The 19,470-nt window shown below is 59.0% G+C and carries 15 protein-coding genes; 5 read left to right on the top strand and 10 right to left on the bottom strand.

What is annotated here, in order from left to right; translation table 11 throughout:
- Positions 1-276: 276 nt before the first annotated feature.
- The 4 genes from tenA to ACFR99_RS13375 are packed head-to-tail and all read left to right on the top strand — an operon-like array spanning position 277 to position 3,369.
- Positions 277-942 carry a thiaminase II gene (tenA, locus tag ACFR99_RS13390; RefSeq protein WP_390288170.1) on the top strand — a complete coding sequence of 222 codons (666 nt, stop codon included), beginning with the start codon at positions 277-279 and terminating at the stop codon, positions 940-942.
- Positions 939-1,718, top strand: coding sequence for a TenA family protein (locus ACFR99_RS13385; RefSeq protein WP_390288168.1), 780 nt, complete (start codon positions 939-941; stop codon positions 1,716-1,718). The genes tenA and ACFR99_RS13385 overlap by 4 nt, the downstream gene beginning before the upstream one ends.
- Positions 1,712-3,244 (top strand): sodium:solute symporter family transporter, encoded by a 1,533-nt coding sequence (locus ACFR99_RS13380; RefSeq protein WP_390288166.1) that lies wholly within the window; start codon positions 1,712-1,714, stop codon positions 3,242-3,244. Before ACFR99_RS13385 ends, ACFR99_RS13380 begins: the two co-directional genes overlap by 7 nt.
- Positions 3,244-3,369: a hypothetical protein gene (locus ACFR99_RS13375; protein ID WP_390288164.1), complete on the top strand. Its 126-nt coding sequence runs from the start codon at positions 3,244-3,246 to the stop codon at positions 3,367-3,369. The genes ACFR99_RS13380 and ACFR99_RS13375 overlap by 1 nt, the downstream gene beginning before the upstream one ends.
- 665 nt (positions 3,370-4,034) lie before the next feature.
- Here the strand turns inward: ACFR99_RS13375 and ACFR99_RS13370 are convergent.
- Positions 4,035-5,147, bottom strand: coding sequence for a transposase (locus tag ACFR99_RS13370; protein WP_390288162.1), 1,113 nt, complete (start codon positions 5,145-5,147; stop codon positions 4,035-4,037).
- 567 nt (positions 5,148-5,714) lie between these two features.
- Between ACFR99_RS13370 and ACFR99_RS13365 the strand changes: the two genes are divergently transcribed.
- Positions 5,715-6,167: an OsmC family protein gene (locus ACFR99_RS13365; RefSeq protein ID WP_390288160.1), complete on the top strand. Its 453-nt coding sequence runs from the start codon at positions 5,715-5,717 to the stop codon at positions 6,165-6,167.
- Positions 6,168-6,257: 90 nt separating this feature from the next.
- Here the strand turns inward: ACFR99_RS13365 and ACFR99_RS13360 are convergent, their stop codons facing one another.
- The 9 genes from ACFR99_RS13360 to ACFR99_RS13320 all read right to left on the bottom strand — a co-directional run bounded on the left by ACFR99_RS13360 (position 6,258) and on the right by ACFR99_RS13320 (position 19,199).
- A complete protein-coding gene (locus tag ACFR99_RS13360; protein WP_390288158.1) occupies positions 6,258-8,765 on the bottom strand; it encodes a hydantoinase B/oxoprolinase family protein in 2,508 nt (835 codons plus the stop codon).
- 185 nt (positions 8,766-8,950) lie between these two features.
- Entirely contained in the window at positions 8,951-9,349 is a 399-nt protein-coding gene (locus ACFR99_RS13355) for a hypothetical protein (protein WP_390288156.1), read from the bottom strand.
- Positions 9,346-9,777 carry a helix-turn-helix domain-containing protein gene (locus ACFR99_RS13350; protein ID WP_390288155.1) on the bottom strand — a complete coding sequence of 144 codons (432 nt, stop codon included), beginning with the start codon at positions 9,775-9,777 and terminating at the stop codon, positions 9,346-9,348. Before ACFR99_RS13350 ends, ACFR99_RS13355 begins: the two co-directional genes overlap by 4 nt.
- A gap of 476 nt (positions 9,778-10,253) precedes the next feature.
- Positions 10,254-10,676, bottom strand: coding sequence for a VOC family protein (locus ACFR99_RS13345; RefSeq protein ID WP_390288153.1), 423 nt, complete (start codon positions 10,674-10,676; stop codon positions 10,254-10,256).
- Between the two features lie 3 nt (positions 10,677-10,679).
- Complete coding sequence (locus tag ACFR99_RS13340) at positions 10,680-12,257, bottom strand: long-chain-fatty-acid--CoA ligase (RefSeq protein ID WP_390288151.1); 1,578 nt, start codon at positions 12,255-12,257, stop codon at positions 10,680-10,682.
- A 45-nt stretch (positions 12,258-12,302) separates the two neighbouring features.
- Positions 12,303-12,818, bottom strand: a complete 516-nt coding sequence (locus ACFR99_RS13335; RefSeq protein WP_373619767.1) for an acetone carboxylase subunit gamma — start codon at positions 12,816-12,818, stop codon at positions 12,303-12,305.
- Positions 12,819-12,835: 17 nt separating this feature from the next.
- Positions 12,836-15,319, bottom strand: a complete 2,484-nt coding sequence (locus ACFR99_RS13330) for a hydantoinase B/oxoprolinase family protein (RefSeq protein ID WP_390288149.1) — start codon at positions 15,317-15,319, stop codon at positions 12,836-12,838.
- Positions 15,320-15,539: 220 nt separating this feature from the next.
- Entirely contained in the window at positions 15,540-17,714 is a 2,175-nt protein-coding gene (locus ACFR99_RS13325; protein WP_390288147.1) for a hydantoinase/oxoprolinase family protein, read from the bottom strand.
- A gap of 150 nt (positions 17,715-17,864) precedes the next feature.
- Positions 17,865-19,199 (bottom strand): metallophosphoesterase, encoded by a 1,335-nt coding sequence (locus ACFR99_RS13320; protein ID WP_390288145.1) that lies wholly within the window; start codon positions 19,197-19,199, stop codon positions 17,865-17,867.
- Positions 19,200-19,470: the final 271 nt, after the last annotated feature.

Here is a 19,470-nt window from a genome sequence, read left to right as displayed (position 1 = left end):
ACAATAGGTACAATAGCTCTAAATTTCACAATGTGTGTAATAGTTGGAACAGGGGAAATAGACCGAATCCCACACCCGCGTCTTCGTCAGCGATGTCGACGCCGCCTGCTCTCACCCTCGGCCGTATCGGCCTACTTTCGTGATCGGATAGCATGTCGTGCTCACGTCCCGACACAGACAGCAAACCGCCGAGATGACGATTGTCCGGATGTTCTGGCGTGCAATAACCGGCCTATATTATCAAGTTATAAGACGACGAAGCGCCCATCAGCATGTATGAGCGCCACCGACGAACTGTCTCCGATCGGCGAGCCGATCTGGGAGGCGATCCTCGAGCACCCGATGGTCACCCAACTCGGTGCGGGAACCCTCGATGAGGAGCCCTTCCGCTACTGGGTCCGCCAGGACTACGTCTACCTGATCGAGTACGCCCGCGTGTTCGCCCATGGCGCGGCGATGGCACCGGACCTCGAGCGGATGGGGACCTTTGCCGAGTTGCTGGATTCGACGATCAATACCGAAATGGACCTGCATCGATCCTACGCCGAGCAGTTCGGGATCAGCGAGGCCGAACTCGAAGCGACCGATCCCTCGCCGACGACGCAGGGGTACACCGATTTCCTCGTTCGGACCGCAGCAACGGGGACCTTCGGTGACCTGATCGCCGCACTGCTGCCGTGCATGTGGGGCTTCAACGTCACCGGACGGCGGCTGGCCGAGCAGGGCCGGCCCGACCACGAGGGGTACGCTGAGTGGATCGACATGTACGCCGGCGAGGAGTTCACGGAACTCACCGAGTGGTGCAAGGACCTGATGAACGAGGTGTGGGCCGAGTCGACCGCCGACGAACGCGACCGTTACTGCGAACTGTTCCGGACCTCAGCGCGCTACGAGTACCGGTTCTGGGACGCTGCCTGGCGACAGGAGGAATGGTCCATATGAGCACCCACGATTCCGTCGCCGACACGTTCGACGAATACGCTGCGACCGTCGCGTCCGAAGCCAGCGATGACGCGGACGGCGACGAACCGCGGTTTACCGAGTGGTGTCGAGCGCGGTCCGAACCTGACTGGACTGCAGCGACCGAACACCGATTCACCGAGGAACTACATGCCGGAACGATAGACGACGCGGTGTTCTGCCGGTATCTCGTTCAGGACTACGCCTTCCTCGAGACGCTGGTCGGGACGTTCGGCCACGCGCTCGGCGATGCACCCTCGATGGCCGCCAAGTCCCGGCTTGCCGACTTCCTCGGGACGCTCACCGACGATGAGGACGATTACTTCGAGCGATCTTTCGACGCACTGGAGGTCTCGGCAGCCGAGCGAACCGATCCCACGCTGACGCCGGTGACGCGAGCGTTACAGGACCTCCTCGAGCGAGCCGCGCGAGAGGGCGGCTATGCAGAAACGCTTGCGGTTCTCGTCCCGGCAGAGTGGATCTATCGCTCGTGGGCAGGCATGGGAACGGAACTCCCAGCGCGGGACTACCTCACCGAGTGGGTTACCATTCATGACAACCCTGCGTTCGACGAGTTCGTCGCCTGGCTCCGGACGGAACTGGATCGAGAGGGCGCGGCCGCATCGAACCGGCGACAGCAGCGACTGGCGCGACTCTTCGACCGAACGGTCGAACTGGAAGTCGCCTTCTTCGATACCGCGTTCGACACGCCGGATAAGACGGCCGATGCCGCCCCGGACGGTGATGGACAGTGGTGAGTACGGCCATGGCGCTCGGCCTGACCGTCGCAGTGCTCGTCGGGTTCACCGCCGTCGGTCTCTGGTACTCACGACGAACAGTCGGAACTGTCGAAGATCTGATTACGGCTCGGAACTCGACCGGAACCGGCCGGACGACGGCAACGCTCGTCGCCTCCGTGATGGGCGTCTGGATTCTGCTGGCAGCGCCGGAGGCTGGCGCGAGTTTCGGGATCGCTGCCGTCGTCGGCTACGCGATCGGCGAGGCGCTCCCGATGCTCGCCTACTCGAGAGTCGGGCCACGCATTCGCGAGGTAATTCCGAACGGCCACTCGCTGACGGAGTACGCTCACGCTCGCTACGGCACGGCGATGTACGCGTTCATCTTGCTCGTGAGCGGGCTGTACATGTTCGTCTTCCTGGCCGCCGAACTGACCGGAATCGCCGGTGCGCTCTCGCTCGTGGCCGGCGTCCCTCAGTGGCAGACCGCCGTCCTCGTCGGCGGGTTCGTCCTGTTGTATACGAGCTATGGTGGGCTCCGGGCGTCGATCTTCACCGACTCGATCCAGGCGTTGCTCGTTCTGCCACTGCTAGTCGTTGCCTTCGCAGGTGCGATCGTCTCGCTCGGCGGTGCCGGGGAGATCCACAGCGGCATCGCGTCCACGAACCCATCACTGCTCGACCCTGGCTTCGTCCCGGGGCTGCAGTTCGGGCTCGCACTCGCCTTCGCTATTCTCGGGGCCGAGTTGATCAACCAGACGTGGTGGCAGCGGATCTACGCCGCCGAGGACGGACAGACGGTCGAGCGCGGCTTTCGCAACGCTACCGTCGCGAACGGTCTCATCGTCTTCCTCGCAGGACTCTTCGGCCTCGTCGCGGCCGGCAGCGCCGACATCGTGACCGACGTGACGAGTTCGGCATACAATGCCGATATCGCCTTCTTCGTCCTCTTGCAGACCGCCTTCCCCGAGTGGATCGTCCTCACGGTCGTCCTCCTCGCACTCTTGCTGGTTATGAGCTCCGTCGACACGCTGTTCAACGCGCTCTCGAGCATCGTCACTGCGGATCTGCCTCGGCTGCTGTCCGATCCGGACGACCGGTCGCTCAAACTCGGCGCACGACTGCTCACCATCATCGTCGCCGTCAGCGCGATCTACGTCAGCCTCCGAGCCCGGAGCGTCCTCCGGTTGTTCTTCCTGGCCGATCTGCTCGGCGCAGCGGTCGCGTTCCCGCTTCTGTACGGGCTCTACTCGAGACGACTCACCGGCGCGGGCGCACTCGTCAGTAGCGTAGCGGGACTCGCAGTCGGGCTGGCGTACTTCCCCGACTTCAGTGGCCTCTTGCGGTCGATTCCGGTGCTGGGTGAGCTCCTGCCGGCCGCGGACCCGCTCTATCTGACCGCCTTCGGTGGCGCCTTCATCGTCTCGACCGCCACGACGCTGGTTGCAGCTCGACTCTTCGCCGGCGAGTACGACCACGGCGAACTCACGACCGAAATCCGGCGACTTGACGAGACGGCGACCGACGGCGGGGAGGTGAGGGACTGATGGCCGTCCTCGGTCCGACGCTGTTTGCCGTGTTGCTGTGGGGTGCACTACTCGGCGTTGCGATCGTGTTCGCTTACGAAGTGTACGCCATCGCTGCCGACGCTGGCTGGCTCGAGAGCGGCTGAAACCGGTCTCTCGCTATCCCAGCCCACTGTTCATATTGTCGGACACAGTCAATGAACACTCGATCGTGTCTCGACGCCTGTCACCGCCCACGACAGCGTTTCGCGTTCGATCGCTGTGTGATCCGTGTTGTCCGACAGTATCACTCGTTCCAAACGGAAACGGGGGCCCTGTATTCATCTGCCGTTGTACGTGGCGCCGACAGGTCTATGTGTTATATCGTCGCCAATAGTGGCATGGCGCACGCTCCAGAGAAACCCGTCCAATACGTCTGTGAGAACTGTCAGATAACCCATGCTGGCACACCGATCCACCAGTCCGGTGGTGAGCACACGTTCGAGCCACCGGAATCGTGTGGTGGATGTGGTGAGTCCTCGTTTATCAAGTTCACTAACTGGATCCACCATCACAAGTGACCCGTTGCTCGACTTTGATTCTGCTATCTTTCTTCAAGGAGAGAATCCCGGCGTTTACAGTCGTTGCCGAACCAAGGTGTAGAACACAAGCTGAAATTAATTGTTTCGTTACTATCTGTGACGGTAGCAATCGGTCCAGAGAGTGGAGGACCGATTGAGAGAGCGAAGGAGCGCCGTTCGACGGCGCTCCGAAGCGTTATCACTCAGTGGTTGCTTCCTAACCGAGTAGCTCGGTCGTCTGGAGTGGAATTCTACCCGTAGTCAGTTGGAAGCACAAATTCACGGAAGATTTTCGTCGAGAGTGGTGGCTTCCCAGGAATTGTGCCATCGGTGACGAGGACGTTCGCTAGAACCCAGAGGTTGTACAGCGCGACTGCAAACAGAAAGTAGAATAACCGCACCGAGAACGTCGGCGATGACGTTCTCGGAAGAAAGTCACCGATCTGCCGGTATGAGGTTTCGATCCCCCAGCGGCGGCGGAACGCCGCCGCGTACGCTCGTGCTGCATCAGGCGCTATCTCTCGGTTTGTGACAAACCACACGTGTTCATCCTCTTTCGAGCGGTGTGGGACAGCAAAGACTGTTACAGCCACCGACGCAGTCGGTGTTCGCTTTCGTTGCATGAGATAGTCATCGACGACCGTCTCAGCGTCGGCGCTGAGACGGTCTTTCATGCCTTTGCTTGGACGCGCACGAACGATGTAATCGACACCGAGTTGTTCCAGTTCCGCGACGACGTGAACCTGATAGAAGCCACGGTCAAGATAGACGTGTCTAAGCGAGACATACTTCTGGGCAGTCTCTAACAGGGTTCGAACGGCTTCGCGCTTGGCGCGGAAGCCGTTCTCTTCGAGCGGGAGCACTGCAAGCGTAAACCGTGTTCCAGGTGCCACGATACACAGTGTCGCAAAACAATACGTCCGAGTCGTTCCCTGGTCGGGATAGGTGATGAGAACGTGGTCTGTCTCGGCTGAGCCATAGAATCGCCATTCGTGAAGGTCGATCGCAACGTCGACACAGCTTGGTAACAGCCGACGTTTCCGAAGAACTTCGAAGAGATTGTCGCGGACACCATCGAACTGATCGTCGATGGCGTCCGCGTCCAGATTCCGCAAGTGGTAGAGGAGCGATTTTGCAAGTGGGTTCCGAGCTGTGGATGTGACATCAACCGGCTCATCTTGGCTCAACTGGTGTGTTTTTCCGCCTGTGTTGGCGAATTCCTGCTCGAAAGCGATACGAGAGAGGACTTCGAGAAAGTCCTCTCTCGTGTACATCCCACAGGGTTTGATCTCAAAGTCAAGTTTTGGATAAAGAAGGGCTGATGCAGCTTGACAGACCTGTTTTGCTTCGGTTGTCTTCACCATAGACAACCTACCAGCAGTGTCGTAAATTAGGTTCGGCGTCTACTGTTTACGCCGGGCGTGAATCCGACAACGCTTACACAGTCCCCGTTCGGTAGCAATACGGGTATTTAAGTGCAGTCGAGGCACAGTATGACATACACCGAGGCGGCACGTCCGCCCACCTAATCGGACAATATCGGGACTCCGAGACCCAGAACGTTCGAGCCACCCTCTCGAACCGCTGTGGTGTCTCGGTCAACAGGATAACTCCGAGTCCCCGTGCCGGGGATAGGAGTAACGGCGGTGTGGCCCCGCCATCGGCCCGTCATACCGACGAGTCGTAAACCAGCAAATATCCCAACCCAGCGGTGCGGTGCCGTGGGAAGCCTCGCCGTTTACGGTGAGGAGGAGGTCACTCTTGTCGAAAGACTTGCCGCCATAGACAATACCGCACCACGATCACGATCCGCGGCGGCTGGGGACTTCGGAACCTCTCTGCTGGAACGAAGCGGCACACGAACGTCACAGAGGACGGTGTATCTGCCCTCAACCGGGCGCTTGATTGGATGTTGCCCCATCAACTGACTCGTGAGTGAGTCAACCCACACTGAACGATTCGCAGTTTCGGCAGCAAGCGAGAGCGAGACGAAAACGGTCGTTAAGGCGCGGGACTTCGAGTTCGTCGTTGACGAGCCTTCGGCACTCGGTGGTACGAACGCCGGTCCCAACCCCGTCGAGTACCTTATCGGCGCGTGGGCTGGCTGCCTCAACGTTGTCGTCCATACCGTCGCCGAAGAGCGTGGAATCGACCTCGAGAACGTCGAACTCGAGATTCAGGGCACTCTCGATCCGCGCAAATTCCTCGGTGCGGCCGAGGACGTCCGAGCGGGCTACCAGGAACTCGACGTGACGATCTCCGTCGAGTCCGATGCCGGCCAGGATGCCCTGGATGCGTTGAGCGAGACGGTCGAAGAACGCTGTCCCGTTGGCGACAATATCGGGAATCCGACGCCGACGGACGTGAGCATCGAACCTATTTGATCGGCCAACTGACGTGCTCCTGCCAGTCACGCCCGGCGGCCACGTCGAGCCGTTCGTGGTCGTGCCGAGCACTCGTGACCGCAGGTCATCTCAATCATCGTCGCTCACTTGTTTCCGGTCGGCAAACGTCGATTCCGGGCCGGAGAGATCCCGAATGGAGCGGTCGGTCCACGTATACGGGACGTACGGTTCGTCGTCGACCTCAAGCCACGTTTTGTGGCCCCGCGTATAGCTGTCCCACATCGGCCGGAGGCCGGAGTCGAACCGGTTGTCGAGCGATTTCTGCGCTTTCTCGCTGAGGTCGAACTGAAATTCATCCGAGAGGTTCCAGAAATCGCGGAAGAACGTGGCGAACTGTTCGCTCATTCGCATACTACTCTCGTAGGTCTTTTTCACGTCGTCGATGAGGTCGTCCTCGTTTCGAATGCGCTCCCGTTCTTCGTCATACCATTCGGAGACTGGCTGGGCCTTTTCAGTTCGCTCTGTGCGCATCTCCTGGCGACGCGCTTCGGTCGCTTCCGCGTCGAGTTCCCACTCGCCCTGGACAGCAGAGTTATGTCGGGCTTCGTCGTCGACTTTCTCGACGACGACGCCATAGGCGTCTTCCGCGTGTCGAGGAAGGACGTAGCCATCGTGGATGTCTTCGAGGACATCGTCAGGGTTGCGTTCCAGTGGATCGCCCAGTCCCGAGCCACCGCGGAGGTAGTTCAGGTACATGTCGTAGTCGTCGAACTCCTTGGGCGTGCTGATCCCCTCCGGTCGGCGGGTGATCTCGCCGTCGATCTTCGACTCGAAGTCGCCACTCTCGGGATCGAGGTCGTGCTGTGGGTAGTCGTCCTGATTCTCGAAGCGCTCCTCGAGATCGGTGTTCTGGGCGTTGAGGATGTACCCTGACGCGGCGGGGTAGCCACCGAAGAGACCGCCGTCGCTGGTCATGTAGCCGTTGCCCATTTCGTAGAGGAGCCACCTGCTGACGTCCTTGACCGTGCGCATGGATTCGAAGCCGGCCCCGCCTGCCCGGCGCCCCACACCGCCGGTATTCGGTTTGACCGCCCGTCCAAGGAACGGCAGCGGTTCGACCATTTCCCACGCTTCAGCGTCGCCCATGTCGCCTTCGGGATTCCAGACAGCCGACGCGTGTGGCTCGCCGTCCTCGACGTAGCGGGCACCGGTACCTTCACAAGCCGATTCGAAGGAGTTGACGGCATGGAGTTTGTCGAACTGGTCGATACCGCCGCCCTGGAGCCAGTTCGACGTGTTTGCGTTCCCGGCGTTGATTTCCTCCCAGAAGCCGCGGGCGAAGTATCCCCGCGAGAGATGTTGCCAGAGCGGTGCCCACGCCGACACCAGGAAGTGCCAGGCGTAGGCGTGGGCAGTCTCCGTGTTCTGGGTGTTGGCCCATGAACCGACCGGCAGGTGGAAATCACAGGCGTAGTAGGCACCGTCGTTGACCAACTCGTTCGGGATGACCGTCTGCGTGAGCATCACCCAAATGCCACCCTGGATCGCGGCCGGCGTACAGTTGAAGGGGTGCCAGCCCCACTTGTTGGCACCTTCGAAGGAGACCTGAAACGTCCCGTCTTCTCGAATGTGGAGTTCCGACGGAGCGTGCATGATGTGGTTCTCCTGGGCGTACTCGCGGGTGACGTTTTCCTGGCCTTCGTAGAGCGCGTCGACGAACGAGGCACCGCGGTACGTGCCGGGAAGCATCGTTCGCTTGATACGGCTTCGGAAGCCACGGCGACCGTCCTCGACGGCCTCTCGAGCGAGTTGTTTGAACGTCTCGACGCCGTGTTCGTCGATCATCGCTTTGACCGACTGTCGGACCATCAGACAGCCAGTCATCCGCGTCCGCTCGTCGAGTTTCAGGAAATCCGGCGTCCGCGTCTTGGCGGGGTATTCCTTCTTCCAGGAGTTGTAGAGCTCGAAGTTCTCGCCGATCTTGCGAGCCGTATAATACGCCCCGTCGCCGAAGCGAGACGCCTGCGAGACGTTCATGCTTCCCGGGCCGATTGCCCCGGTATCGATGACATGATTCACGCCACCGACCCAGGCAATGAGTTCTCCCTCGTGGAAGATCGGCATGATCGTCATGAGGTCACACGGGTGCACGTCGCCGACGTGAGGATCGTTGTTGACGAAGATGTCGCCGGGCTCGATACCGGGACTCTCCTCGTAATCGTGGTTGATCATGAACTTGATCGCTTCGCTCATCGTATGGACGTGCACGATGATCCCCGTCGAGACGGCGATCGAGTCGCCCTCCGGCGTAAAGAGGCCGTAGCACAGCTCACCCTCCTGCTCGACGATCGGCGTTGCGGACACTTCCTTCGACGTCTCGCGTGCCGTCACGAGGTCGCCACGGAGGCGCGCGTACAACTGCTCGTATCGGATCGGATCCCCGTTTTTCAACGTCAGTTCGGAGAGGCCACAGTAGTGACCCGTCGCTTCCGTCTTGTCCTCGAGTTCGGCCAACTGCTCGCGGAGCGTCCGACCGTTCCAGCCGATCCCTTCCCTTCGCTTTCGCTTCTCTCGAACTGCTTCTTTTTCTCGTCGTGCTTCTACACGTCGGTCGTCGGTTCGATCAGATGGACTCATGGTTTGTTTTGTGGGACTCGGTTTTGACGGGCTGGGAGACTGTCGGACAACTCGGCTCACAGGACGGTCGCACTCGAGCGGTTGGTAACTGCTGCAATGGATCTCGGGATGCGATCAAGCGGTTGCTGACTGTTGCCGGACAGTCTAGTCGACGGGCGACTCGAGTTCGCGACTGTCGCGCGCGATTACGTACCATATTCGAGTTCCTCCAGAATGATCGCGTGTTCGCCGACCACGAAGTCGCCCGAGATGTCGTCGTGAAGCAGAATCGACTGGGTCAGATCATCGATCCGTGCTTTGCCGGTCAGCGTCCGGTCGGAGATACCGATGCAGATGCGATCTGCATCGAATTTAGTCGCAAACTCTACGAGCGTGGAGACGTCGTATCCCTTCGGGAGCGGGGTGATCGTGTAGTCTACCCCGTAGTTGATCATGGGGTTTACTTCCTGAATGAGCGGACCGAGACACCGGACAGTCGGCAGTCGGAGAAAATGAACCCGTTCACTCTTGTCAACGACGGACCCGAGGATTTCCCTCACGCACGCGTCGTGTTCGACCGATTTGATAATGATGATCGTCGTCATTCTTGTGGGCCAAAAAGTAGTGCACAGAAGTTGTGCTCGACGCGGCGAAGGCGTGCGGAAAGCGTCGACCTGCTAATATCCAATTCGCTTGCGATCTCCTCCGCTGTCACTTCCTGTGGAACCTTGAAATAGCCCATCTGGTAGGCCGTCTCGAGCACCTCCAACTGCTCTTTGGACAACTTCCCGGACATGCTCTGTTTGATTTTGTTGCTCCCGAGTGGAAATCCGATACTTTCAGTCTGCGTCGTGCCGAGCAACTCGAGCGATCCGTGTTCCGTTTCGATCGCGTCAGCGACTTCCTTGAGATGGTTCCAGTCACGGACGGACGCCATCACCTCGAGGTGAGCGTTCTTTCCGACGATCCGGTGTGGAATCGCCTGATTTTGAGTCAACAGCGATAGAACGGATGCTTCAGAACGGTCTACCATCACACCGAGATAGTAGATGTGCCGATTCAGCTCTGCCTGCGCTACGTCGACGATCTGCATCGATGGTAATTGGTCTGATAGCTGTTCCGCTGAGATCTCGGAGTCGAACCGAACTGATAAAAAGAGAAAGACCTTATCACCGAAAGCTGGTAGCGCGTTGTCAATTTCGATACTCGTGACCTGTTCTTCGATGTTAAATAGGCGGGCCGAAATCCCCGCTAACCCGATCTGAAATTCGATTCTAAGCATCGTTCAGCACACCCCCTTACAACCTACTGCTGTGAACGCTGTTTTCCCCCCATCGGCCCCCACTGTTGGGAATTCACGGAACTGTGTAGACATTGATTGTCGTCAGATCAGCTCCGTCACGACGCCATTAGTAGTCGAGCTAATATAACCTAATTTGTCGATAATTATCACGGGTGTAGCTGACATACTCTATCCGATCATAAAAACCCATGCTGTTTTCAAATCTGTTACCTGAGGGGACTGCCAGTGGGTCGCTCGACGAGTTCGATACGGACGCCGTTGGCTGCTCGTCGCTCGAGAAAGGCGACGGACGCGTCTCCCGCGCCCTGACGTGGCACCTCGTCTGCGAGTGGCACGCCAGCCGTGTGCAACGCCGCGAGTTGCTCTTCGAGGTCGTCGACGCGGAACGCAACATGGTGCAACACCGCCGACCGTGTTGCTGTCTCGAGATCGGCAGCGAGACCGGAATCCGGATCGACTGGTTCGACGAGTTCGACCAGACTCTCGCCGACCTTGATGAAGGCGATCTCGACGCCGAACGCCGGGACTCGTTCGACCGCTCCGACCTCGAGGCCGAGGCGTTCGAACAGCGTCCGGTTCCGGTCGATGTCGTCGACGAGGATACCGAGGTGATCGATCTTGGAGACCATGGGTTAGCTGATCTGACGTGACTCGTCTTTCCAGTAGGGTTCACGGAGTTGTTTTTTGTCGATCTTCCCGTAGGGTGTCGTCGGGAGTTCCGCGACGGCATCGAACGATTTCGGCACCTCGTAGTTGGCGAGTCGATCCACACAGAACGTCTTCAGTTCGTTCCGGTCGATCGTGTCGTCTTTCGGGACGACGACGGCCTTGACCGCTTCACCCCACTCGTCGTCCGGAACGCCGATGACGGCGACGTTTGCGACCTGGTCGTGTTGCTGGATGACCTCTTCGACGGTGACAGAGTAGACGTTCATACCGCCGCTGACGATGACGTCCGAATCTCGGTCGACGATGTAGACGAAGCCGTCCTCGTCCGTTTTGCCGATGTCACCGGTGTGGACCCACCCGTTGTCCATCGTTTCTGCGGTCTTTTCGGGCATCTTGTAGTACCCTTCCATGGAGTAGGCGCCGCGGGCGAGAATTTCGCCCGGCTGGCCGGGCGGGACCTGCTCGCCGTCGTCGTCGACGATCATCACCTCACACATCGTGGTCGGGAGGCCACACGAGGAGAGTCGTTGCTCGTCGTCGGGGTCGTGTGCGCCCTTCGGCAAGACGGTGATGAGGTCCGGCGTCTCGTACTGGCCGTACAACTGCAGGAAGACGTTCCCGAGTTTGTCGAGTCCCTCGCGAAGTCGATCCGGCTTCATCGGTGCTGCACCGTAGACGAGCGTCTCGAGCGACGAGGTGTCGTACTCCTGTTCGTCGAGCAGGTCGAGGACGCGATATACCATCGTCGGGACCATGAACGTCCAGGAGATCTCCTCCTGTTCGATGAGGGTGAGCGCATGCTCGGCGTCGAACCCCTGTGTGATTACGTGGGTACTCCCTTGAGTCAACCCGCCAGCCATGATAAGGCCGGCCGAGTGGGGCAGTGGTGTCATCAACAGGAGCCGGTCCCGTGGTTTGATGTCGAGTTCGATTGCGTGTGCGAGCGCGTTCAGTGCGAGGTTCTCTTGGGTGTGTTTCACGCCCTTCGGATCGCCGGTCGTCCCGCCCGTATGAAAGATACCAGCGAGCGTAGAACTCGAGACGGAGACATCCGGGGGGTCCGAATCACCCGTTTTAAGCAAACGTTCGAACGATTCGACGTCGTAATTGCCCTCCAGTTCAGCACTGGGTGACGCATCGATCGTGATGACTCGATCTAGTGTCGACACGTTTGGAGCGACTGTCCGGGCAGTCTCGATAAGCCCCGGACCCACGACGAGCGTACTGGCTTTGCTGTTGTTCAGCATGTACTCGACGTCCGCTGCCGACAGCATGTCGTTCAGCGGGACCCTCGCGAGACCTGCACGGGCGAGCGCGATGTCGACGACGGCGTACTCGAGGCGGTTCGACATCAAAATCCCCACACGTTCCTCCGTCTGGAGGCCGAGATCGACGAGTGCACTGGCGAGACGCGAGGAATCGTCGTCGAGGTCGCCGTAGGTCAGCGTCTCGTTTTCGAAGGTGATGGCTGGCGCAGTCTCATAGCGGCTGAGAACTGACTCGTAGAGATGTTTCAGCGTCGGTATACTCTGTTCTGACATGGTTAGTTTGATCGCATAAAGACGGGAAAGCGGTCTCTCGAGAACTTACGCCGACTGCGTCTCCGGTGTCGGAATCGGCTCGCCGATCCAGTCCTCGTAGAAGGTCTCGATGTCCGGTTCGAACTCGTGGATGATGGGGTATCCCGGCATGACGTTGGTCACTTCGAGCAGCGTCTGACAGCCCGGGCAGAAGTACTCCCGAAGCTCCATGTAATCCGGATGGGGATGCATGTCTTCCGGATAGATCTCGAGGTACTCCTCTTCCGTATCCCGGACGTTGATCAGTGCGTCATGCTTCCAGTTCTCGTCGTGTTCACAGAACTCGTGGCCACAGTCGCACTTGATGACCCATCGGTCCTCCGACTTCGCGACGACGTACAGGTGGTCCGCATACGGGATGACGATCGGGTCGTCCCAATCGACCCGTTCCTGAAGGACGTCACGGACCTGCTGGAACCGGTCTGCGTCCTTGAAGTCGCTCATCATGTTGTGCAACTCGCTCCACTCTAGGTTGTCGTCGACCAGGTCCTCAATGTGTTCGCGTGGGTATGATTCTGGCATTTGTATTCACCTCTGTATTAGTCGTCGTCCGTTGCTGGTTCCTTCGACGGTGTCTCGAACGATGCATCGGGGCCCGACAGATCCTGAATCGATCTCTCACTGGTCCACGTGTAGGGCACCTCGGGCTCGTCGTCTCGACCGACCCCGAGCCAGGTTTCGTGGCTCTTCGTCGGGTTCTTCCACTTCTTTTTCATGCCGGTCTTGAACCGGTTTTCGAGTGACTTTTCGGCGTCCTCACTCAGCGAGAACCGGAAGTCGTCCGGCAGCTCCCAGAAGTCGCAGTAGAACTCGGTGAACTGCTTGCTCATTCGCATGCTGCTCTCGTAGGTCTTTTTCACGTCCTCGATCAGATCCTCGTCGTCACGAATGCGCAGGCGTTCGTCCTCGTACCACTCGGAGACCGGCTGGGCTTTCTCTTCGCGTTCTTCCATCCGCTCTTCGCGGAGTTCTTCGGTCGCTTCCTCGTCAAGTTCCCACTCTCCCTGCACGGCGGAGTTGTGTTTGGCCTCGTCGTCGACTTTGTTGACGACGACGGCGTAGGCGTCCTTGGCGTGACGGGGCAGGACGTATCCGTCGTGAATGTCCTCGACGACCTTCTCGGGTTCCCGCTCCAGCGGGTCGCCGAGGCCCGAACCACCACGGAGGTAATTCAGGTACATGTCGTAGTCGTCGAACTCCTTGGGCGTACTGATACCCTCGGGACGACGGGTGACCTCGCCTTCGATCTTGGATTCGAAGTCGCCGCTTTCGGGGTCAAGGTCGGATTGGGGATAGTCCTCACCGTTCTCGAAGCGCTCCTTGAGGTCGGTGTCCTGGGCGTTGAGGATGTAGCCCGAGGCGGCGGGATAGCCGCCGAAGAGGCCACTGTCACTCGACATGTAGCCGTTGCCCATCTCGTAGAGCAACCATCGGCTCACGTCCTTGATCGTTCGCATCGACTCGAAGCCTGCGCCGCCCGTCCGTCGGCCTGCGCCACCCGTGTTGGGCTTGACGTTCCGTCCGAGGAACGGCAGTGGTTCGGTCATCTCCCAGACTTCGGCGTCACCCATGTCGCCTTCGGGATTCCAGATCGCCGCGGCGTGGGGCTCGCCGTCGTCGACGTAGCGGGCACCGGTACCTTCACACGCCGCTTCGAAGGAGTTGACCGCGTGAAGCTTGTCGAACTGGTCGATACCGCCGCCCTGCAGCCAGTTCGAGGTGTTGGCATTCCCGGAGTTGATCTCCTCGCGGAACCCGCGGGAGAAGTACCCTCGTGAGAGGTGCTGCCAGAGCGGGGCCCACGCGGAGACGAGGAAGTGCCACGCATATGCGTGTGCTGTCTCCGTGTTCTGTGTGTTCGCCCATGAACCCTCCGGTAAGTGGAAGTCACAGCTGTAGTAGGCACCGTCGTTGACCAGTTTGTTCGGGATGACCGTTTGGGTAAGCATCACCCAGATACCACCCTGAATGGCGGCTGGCGTACAGTTATACGGATGCCATCCCCACTTGTTTGCCCCCTCGAAGGACACCTGGAAGGAGCCATCCTCGCGGACGTGCAGCTCCGAAGGAGCGTGCATGAGGTGGTTCTCACTCGCATACGCTCGCGAAAGGTTCTTCTGACCCTCGTAGAGTGCGTCGACGAAGGATGCACCGCGGTAGGTACCGGGCAGCATCGTCTTCTGGATACGACTTCGGAAGCCCCGGCGGCCGTCCTCGATCGCCTCACGAGAGAGCTGCTTGAATTTCTCGATACCGTAATCGTCGATGAGATTGTTTACGGCATCGCGGATCATCAGACAGCCGGTCATCCGCGTCCGTTCGTCGAGCTTCAGGAAGTCCGGCGTTCTGGTCTTGTCCGGGAAATCATTTTTCCAAGAGTTGTATATCTCGAGTTCTTCTCCGATTTTTCGAGCGGTGTAGTAGGCCCCGTCACCGAAGCGGGAGGCCTGTGAGACGTTCATACTACCGGGGCCGACCGCACCCGTGTCGATGACGTGGTTGACACCGCCAGCCCAAGCGATAAGTTCGCCCTCGTGGAAGATGGGGATGAGCGTCGCGATGTCACAGGGGTGGACGTTACCCACGTGTGTGTCGTTGTTGACGAAGATGTCCCCCGGTTCGATCCCGGGACTCTCCTCGTAATCGTGATTGATCATGTACTTGATCGCCTCGCTCATCGTGTGGATGTGCACGATGATCCCAGTCGAGATGGCGATCGAGTCACCCTCCGGTGTGAACAGGCCATAACATAGCTCACCTTCCTGTTCGACGATCGGGGTTGCGGCGACCTCCTTCGAGGTTTCTCGCGCGTTGACCAGTTCGCCACGCAGCTGGGCGAACATCTGCTCGTATTCGATCGGGTTCTCGTCTTTTAACGAGAGTTTCTCGAATCCAGCGTAGTGGCCTGTCTCCTCGGTCTTTTCTTCGAGATCTTCGAACTGTTCGCGAAGGCTCTGTCCTTCCCAGCCGATACCTTCGCCGTTTTCTAGCTTCGTTTTGACTTTCCGTTTTTCCTCCTGCATTCGAGGAAAGCTCTCTCCGCTCTGTTCGTACTCTTTCTCTCCTGATGCGTCCGACGGATGTTGTTCTGAACTCATATTTGCCTGTATGACATCTTCATCTGTCTACAGCCAGATGTAGGCTGGTGCAGTGCACCCACCCCACTCCCGGGTTATCACAGTGCCTGCGATACCCACAGTGTGGTAGATGCATGTCTACACGAAAGGCGAGAGGGCGCTCTCTCTATTCCTCCCGTGTGAGGTGGTGGACGCGGTGCTCGTCGAGCCACGTCTCGTAGTGCGGTGGAACGATGTACGTCGTTGCCTCACCCTCGAGAACGGCGGGACCGCTGAGCTCGTTCCCGGGGTTGAGTGCGTGGAGATCGTAGACGTCCGTCTTGATCCACACGCCGTCCCAGTAGGCCTCGCGAGACCCCTTGTGGGCGTCCTCGGGGGGCTCGGCACCCTGCACTTCTTCTGTCGGTATTTCGGGCTTGACCACGTCTCGGACGCCACGGACAGACGCCTGCGTGATCGTGTGTCCGAGCTCCGGGGAACGCGCTTCTTCGGAGTACTGCCGCCGGTAGCCTTCTTCGAACGTGTCGATCAGCTCCTCCAGTTTTTCCGGGGTATCGACTCGGTCAACGGGCGACCGGATGTCGATACTGTTGAGCTGTCCCTGGTACTGTCCGAGGATGTTGTACTGGAACTCGACTTCCTCTAGTCCGATGTCGCTTTTGGCGAACTCGTCTTCCACCTTGCCCTCGAGGTTCTTCCAGACCTGCGTTAGTTCTTCCCCGGCGGTTTGGGCCGCTTCTTCTATCGACAGATCGGCGTCGATGTCGATACTGGTCGTCTGATCGTACCGGTATTCGTAGTCGGCTGCACCACAGCCGAACGCGGAGAACCCAGCCGCCCACTCCGGAATAAGGACCTCGTCGAAGCCGAGGCTTTTGGTGTATCCAGCCGTGTGAACCGGTCCGCCCCCACCGTAGGAGAGACACTTGAAGTTCGACGGTGCGTATCCCTCGCCGGTCACGACGGCCTCGAGGTCGTTTTGCAGCTTGTTCTCGAGAATTTTGATAACCCCTTCCGCAGCCTCGTAGACGCCCATGTCCAGCTTATCCGCGATCTGTTCTTCGATCGCTTCTTCGGCGACTTCACGACTGATGGGCATGTCACCACCGAGGAAGTTTTCGGGGTCGATCCAGCCCAGCGCAACGTGGCAGTCGGTTACTGTTACCGTCTCGACGTCGGTTTCGGTTGCACAGACGCCGACCTGGTCACCCGCGCTCTCCGGACCGAGTTCGATTTTGTCGAACGTCGGATTCACCCGGACGTAACTACCGGTCCCCGACCCGACACTCTCCATATTGACCATCGGCAACGACAGGAGAAGCCGAGCCATCTCCGGACTGTAATCGATTTTCCAGTCGTTGTCGATGATGATCCCCATGTCGAAGCTCGTCCCACCGATGTCGGTACAGACGAGGTTCTCGTAGCCGAGTTCTTTGCCGAAGTAGTTTGCTCCGATCATCCCACCGATGGGACCGGAGATCAGCGTCCGCGCCAGCTCGTTTGCGTAGATGTCGATCGTCCCACCATGACTCGCCATGACCCGGACGCCGACTTCGCCACCGTGGTCGTCAACGGACTGTTGAACCTTCGTCAGCTGTTCCCGTGATGGCTCCGCGGCGAACGCTTCCGCAACGAGTGTGTTCAGCCGGGGGAGTTCCTTCAGGGTGGGATAGTATTCGCTGGACAGCATAACCGTCGTGTCCGCGCCCCGTTCTTCGATGACCTCCTCGGCGACCTCCTTCGTCCGTTGCTCGTGTTTGTCTTCTTGGTAGGAGTGAAGGAACATCACCGCGATCTCGTCGACGCCTTGATCGAGAAGGTCGTTAACACCCTCCCTGATGTCATCTTCGTACTCTTCAAGAGGGATCAGTTCGTTCCCTTTGACGTCGATACGTTCTCGAACGCCCCGAATACGGTTCCGGGGAATCAGCGGTTCGGGATGTTTGTGCGTATTAACATGCAGGCGATCCGAGTACGAAAAACCGGTATACGACTGCCGGCCACGCCCCATCCGGAGCGTGTCTTCCATCCCTCCGGTAGTGAGGATGCCAACGTCGACTTCACTTTCGCGCTCGACTAGTCGATTGAGCATCGCCGTCCCCGAGTAAACCGTCGAAACGAGATTCGGGAACGCATCGTCCACGTCCAGATCCCAAGAATCTAGTGCGTCTTTGGACGATTTGATGAACCCCCGTGATTCATCGTCGGGGGTCGTCTTCGCTTTGCCGACGGTAAACTCTCCGTTCGCGTCCATGAGGAACGTGTCGGTCAACGTCCCTCCAGCGTCGATCGACAGTGTCTCCGCGTTGTGCTCTGAGGGATTGTCTTCTGAACTTGCCATCGACGTCTCCAATACTGTGTGGTAAGTTAGTGATTATCACGAATGTGGGTGGACAAAGATGACGGACCACGACACACCTTGACATATGTTTTCGATTTAAACCAGCCCGGTCAGAGCTGGCCTGCTGATACTGCCGGACAGAACATCTACTCATTCACCCGCATTGAAAACAGATTCCGGTGTCCCGTCGGTGACAATCGATCGATCCGGCAACTCCGTTCTCGGTTCGCGACCCAGCGTGAGAAGGCGCTCGGTACGGGTAATTTCGTCTGCGCTGGGGCTCTGTTTCTCGATCTCCTCGTACTCGACTACCACGCCCTCTGGCGCAGCTGTGATGCGAACGACACACAGCTGATACGACGGGTAGAACACCGGCGGGAGTACCCCAGCGACGACGTCCCGGCGATGGAGGCGCTTGAGCCACGTTCCGGTGTTGACGAGCAACCTGCCGTCAACCTCGTTCATCGTCGGGCGGTGGGTGTGCCCGTAACAGAAGACTGCTGTCTCCGGCCGGTCAGCGAACACTTCGCGGGCAGCGTTCTTGTACGGCTCGTCGGGGTCGACGGTAAGGTCCGTCTCGGAAATCCCGAATCGATCGACGGTCTCTCCGACGTCTCGAAGGATGAAATACACAGGGATACCCACGAGAAGGATCACGCCGGCGACCATTGCGTTGACGACGAGGACGAAGTGAACGGCCTCCCCAACCAGGCCCAATTGAGCGAGGATCGCATCCACCGTCTCGACTGGCATCGTCCAGATGCCAGCCACATCTAACCCCGCCAGCACTGCGAGAACGACGCTGATATTGAATAGCAACAGAAACGGGAGTATAGCATACCGCAAGACGGGGTTCATCTCGCGGTAGAAGTACTTCGAGAGGAGCCAGTGTGGCACACGCTCGGTCGGCGTGACTGCTTGCACGTCTTTCAGCCAGTTGTACCGCCCTCTCTCTGACAGCTGGCCTGCTCGGCTCGTTACCTGAGTGTTGTAAAAGTACCCCAGCGGTGTCTCGTACGGGTTGCCGAAGTCCTCGAATCGGTTGTTCGGGTCCTGCTGGTGTCCATGTTCGAACCAGATCGTCCGATCGCCGACTGGTCGGGTGATCGACTCGGCCTGGACGAGGTCGACGTTGTATTCGGCTAACCGCTCGACGTACTCGTCATATGCGGCAAGTTCGCTGTCGTGGTTGCCCGGCAACAGCGTAATCGGGATTGATTCACCGGTCGCGCGTAACTGCTCGAACAGCTCGGGGTACGTTTCAGTCAAGACATCGAATTTCGCCAGTCCGTCGATCTCGGTGAACTCCCACAGTCCGAACGCGTCGCCGTTGATCAGTAACTCTGCGTCCTCATCGGTCGTCTCCAGGCGCTCGAGAAACTCGAGCAACTCGTCGAGAAAGTCCACCTTCGCGAGTTGCTCGTCGCCGCCGATATGGAGGTCACTGATCACGTAATAGACGGGGCCGTTGGCATCGTCGGCCATACCAGCAACCGTTCGATACCGGCACGTATAGTGTTGGTCCCGGCAGTTCGCAAGAAATTTCACCCGTACGACAGACGGACTACAGTGGATCAAATACGATTCGAGAGGGTCGGTGGCAAGCGGCGCCGAAAAGCAGTGTCCGGGGTCCTGTTGAAACCCTCAACCGATGATAGGTTTCAATAGTCGTGCTGAATACAGAGCGCAAACGTCGCACGAGATTCGGCTCGCTTTGCGAAGATGGCGATCGCTCAGTACAGGGGATGGAACGCCT

Origin of the sequence: Haloarchaeobius amylolyticus (assembly GCF_042678045.1) — an archaeon.
Taxonomy (GTDB): domain Archaea; phylum Halobacteriota; class Halobacteria; order Halobacteriales; family Natrialbaceae; genus Natrinema; species Natrinema amylolyticus_A.
The sequence above is the reverse complement of the archived record's forward strand: the minus strand, read 5'-3'. Positions and strand labels throughout refer to the sequence as shown.

Bases quoted from the DNA above. Each gene is read 5' to 3' on its own strand.
- tenA (WP_390288170.1), top strand. From the start codon at position 277: ATGAGCGCCACCGACGAACTGTCTCCGATCGGCGAGCCGATCTGGGAG.
- ACFR99_RS13385 (WP_390288168.1), top strand. From the start codon at position 939: ATGAGCACCCACGATTCCGTCGCCGACACGTTCGACGAATACGCTGCG.
- ACFR99_RS13375 (WP_390288164.1), top strand. From the start codon at position 3,244: ATGGCCGTCCTCGGTCCGACGCTGTTTGCCGTGTTGCTGTGGGGTGCA.
- ACFR99_RS13370 (WP_390288162.1), bottom strand. From the start codon at position 5,147: ATGGTGAAGACAACCGAAGCAAAACAGGTCTGTCAAGCTGCATCAGCC.
- ACFR99_RS13360 (WP_390288158.1), bottom strand. From the start codon at position 8,765: ATGAGTCCATCTGATCGAACCGACGACCGACGTGTAGAAGCACGACGA.
- ACFR99_RS13355 (WP_390288156.1), bottom strand. From the start codon at position 9,349: ATGACGACGATCATCATTATCAAATCGGTCGAACACGACGCGTGCGTG.
- ACFR99_RS13350 (WP_390288155.1), bottom strand. From the start codon at position 9,777: ATGGTAGACCGTTCTGAAGCATCCGTTCTATCGCTGTTGACTCAAAAT.
- ACFR99_RS13345 (WP_390288153.1), bottom strand. From the start codon at position 10,676: ATGGTCTCCAAGATCGATCACCTCGGTATCCTCGTCGACGACATCGAC.
- ACFR99_RS13340 (WP_390288151.1), bottom strand. From the start codon at position 12,257: ATGTCAGAACAGAGTATACCGACGCTGAAACATCTCTACGAGTCAGTT.
- ACFR99_RS13335 (WP_373619767.1), bottom strand. From the start codon at position 12,818: ATGCCAGAATCATACCCACGCGAACACATTGAGGACCTGGTCGACGAC.
- ACFR99_RS13330 (WP_390288149.1), bottom strand. From the start codon at position 15,319: ATGCAGGAGGAAAAACGGAAAGTCAAAACGAAGCTAGAAAACGGCGAA.
- ACFR99_RS13325 (WP_390288147.1), bottom strand. From the start codon at position 17,714: ATGGCAAGTTCAGAAGACAATCCCTCAGAGCACAACGCGGAGACACTG.
- ACFR99_RS13320 (WP_390288145.1), bottom strand. From the start codon at position 19,199: ATGGCCGACGATGCCAACGGCCCCGTCTATTACGTGATCAGTGACCTC.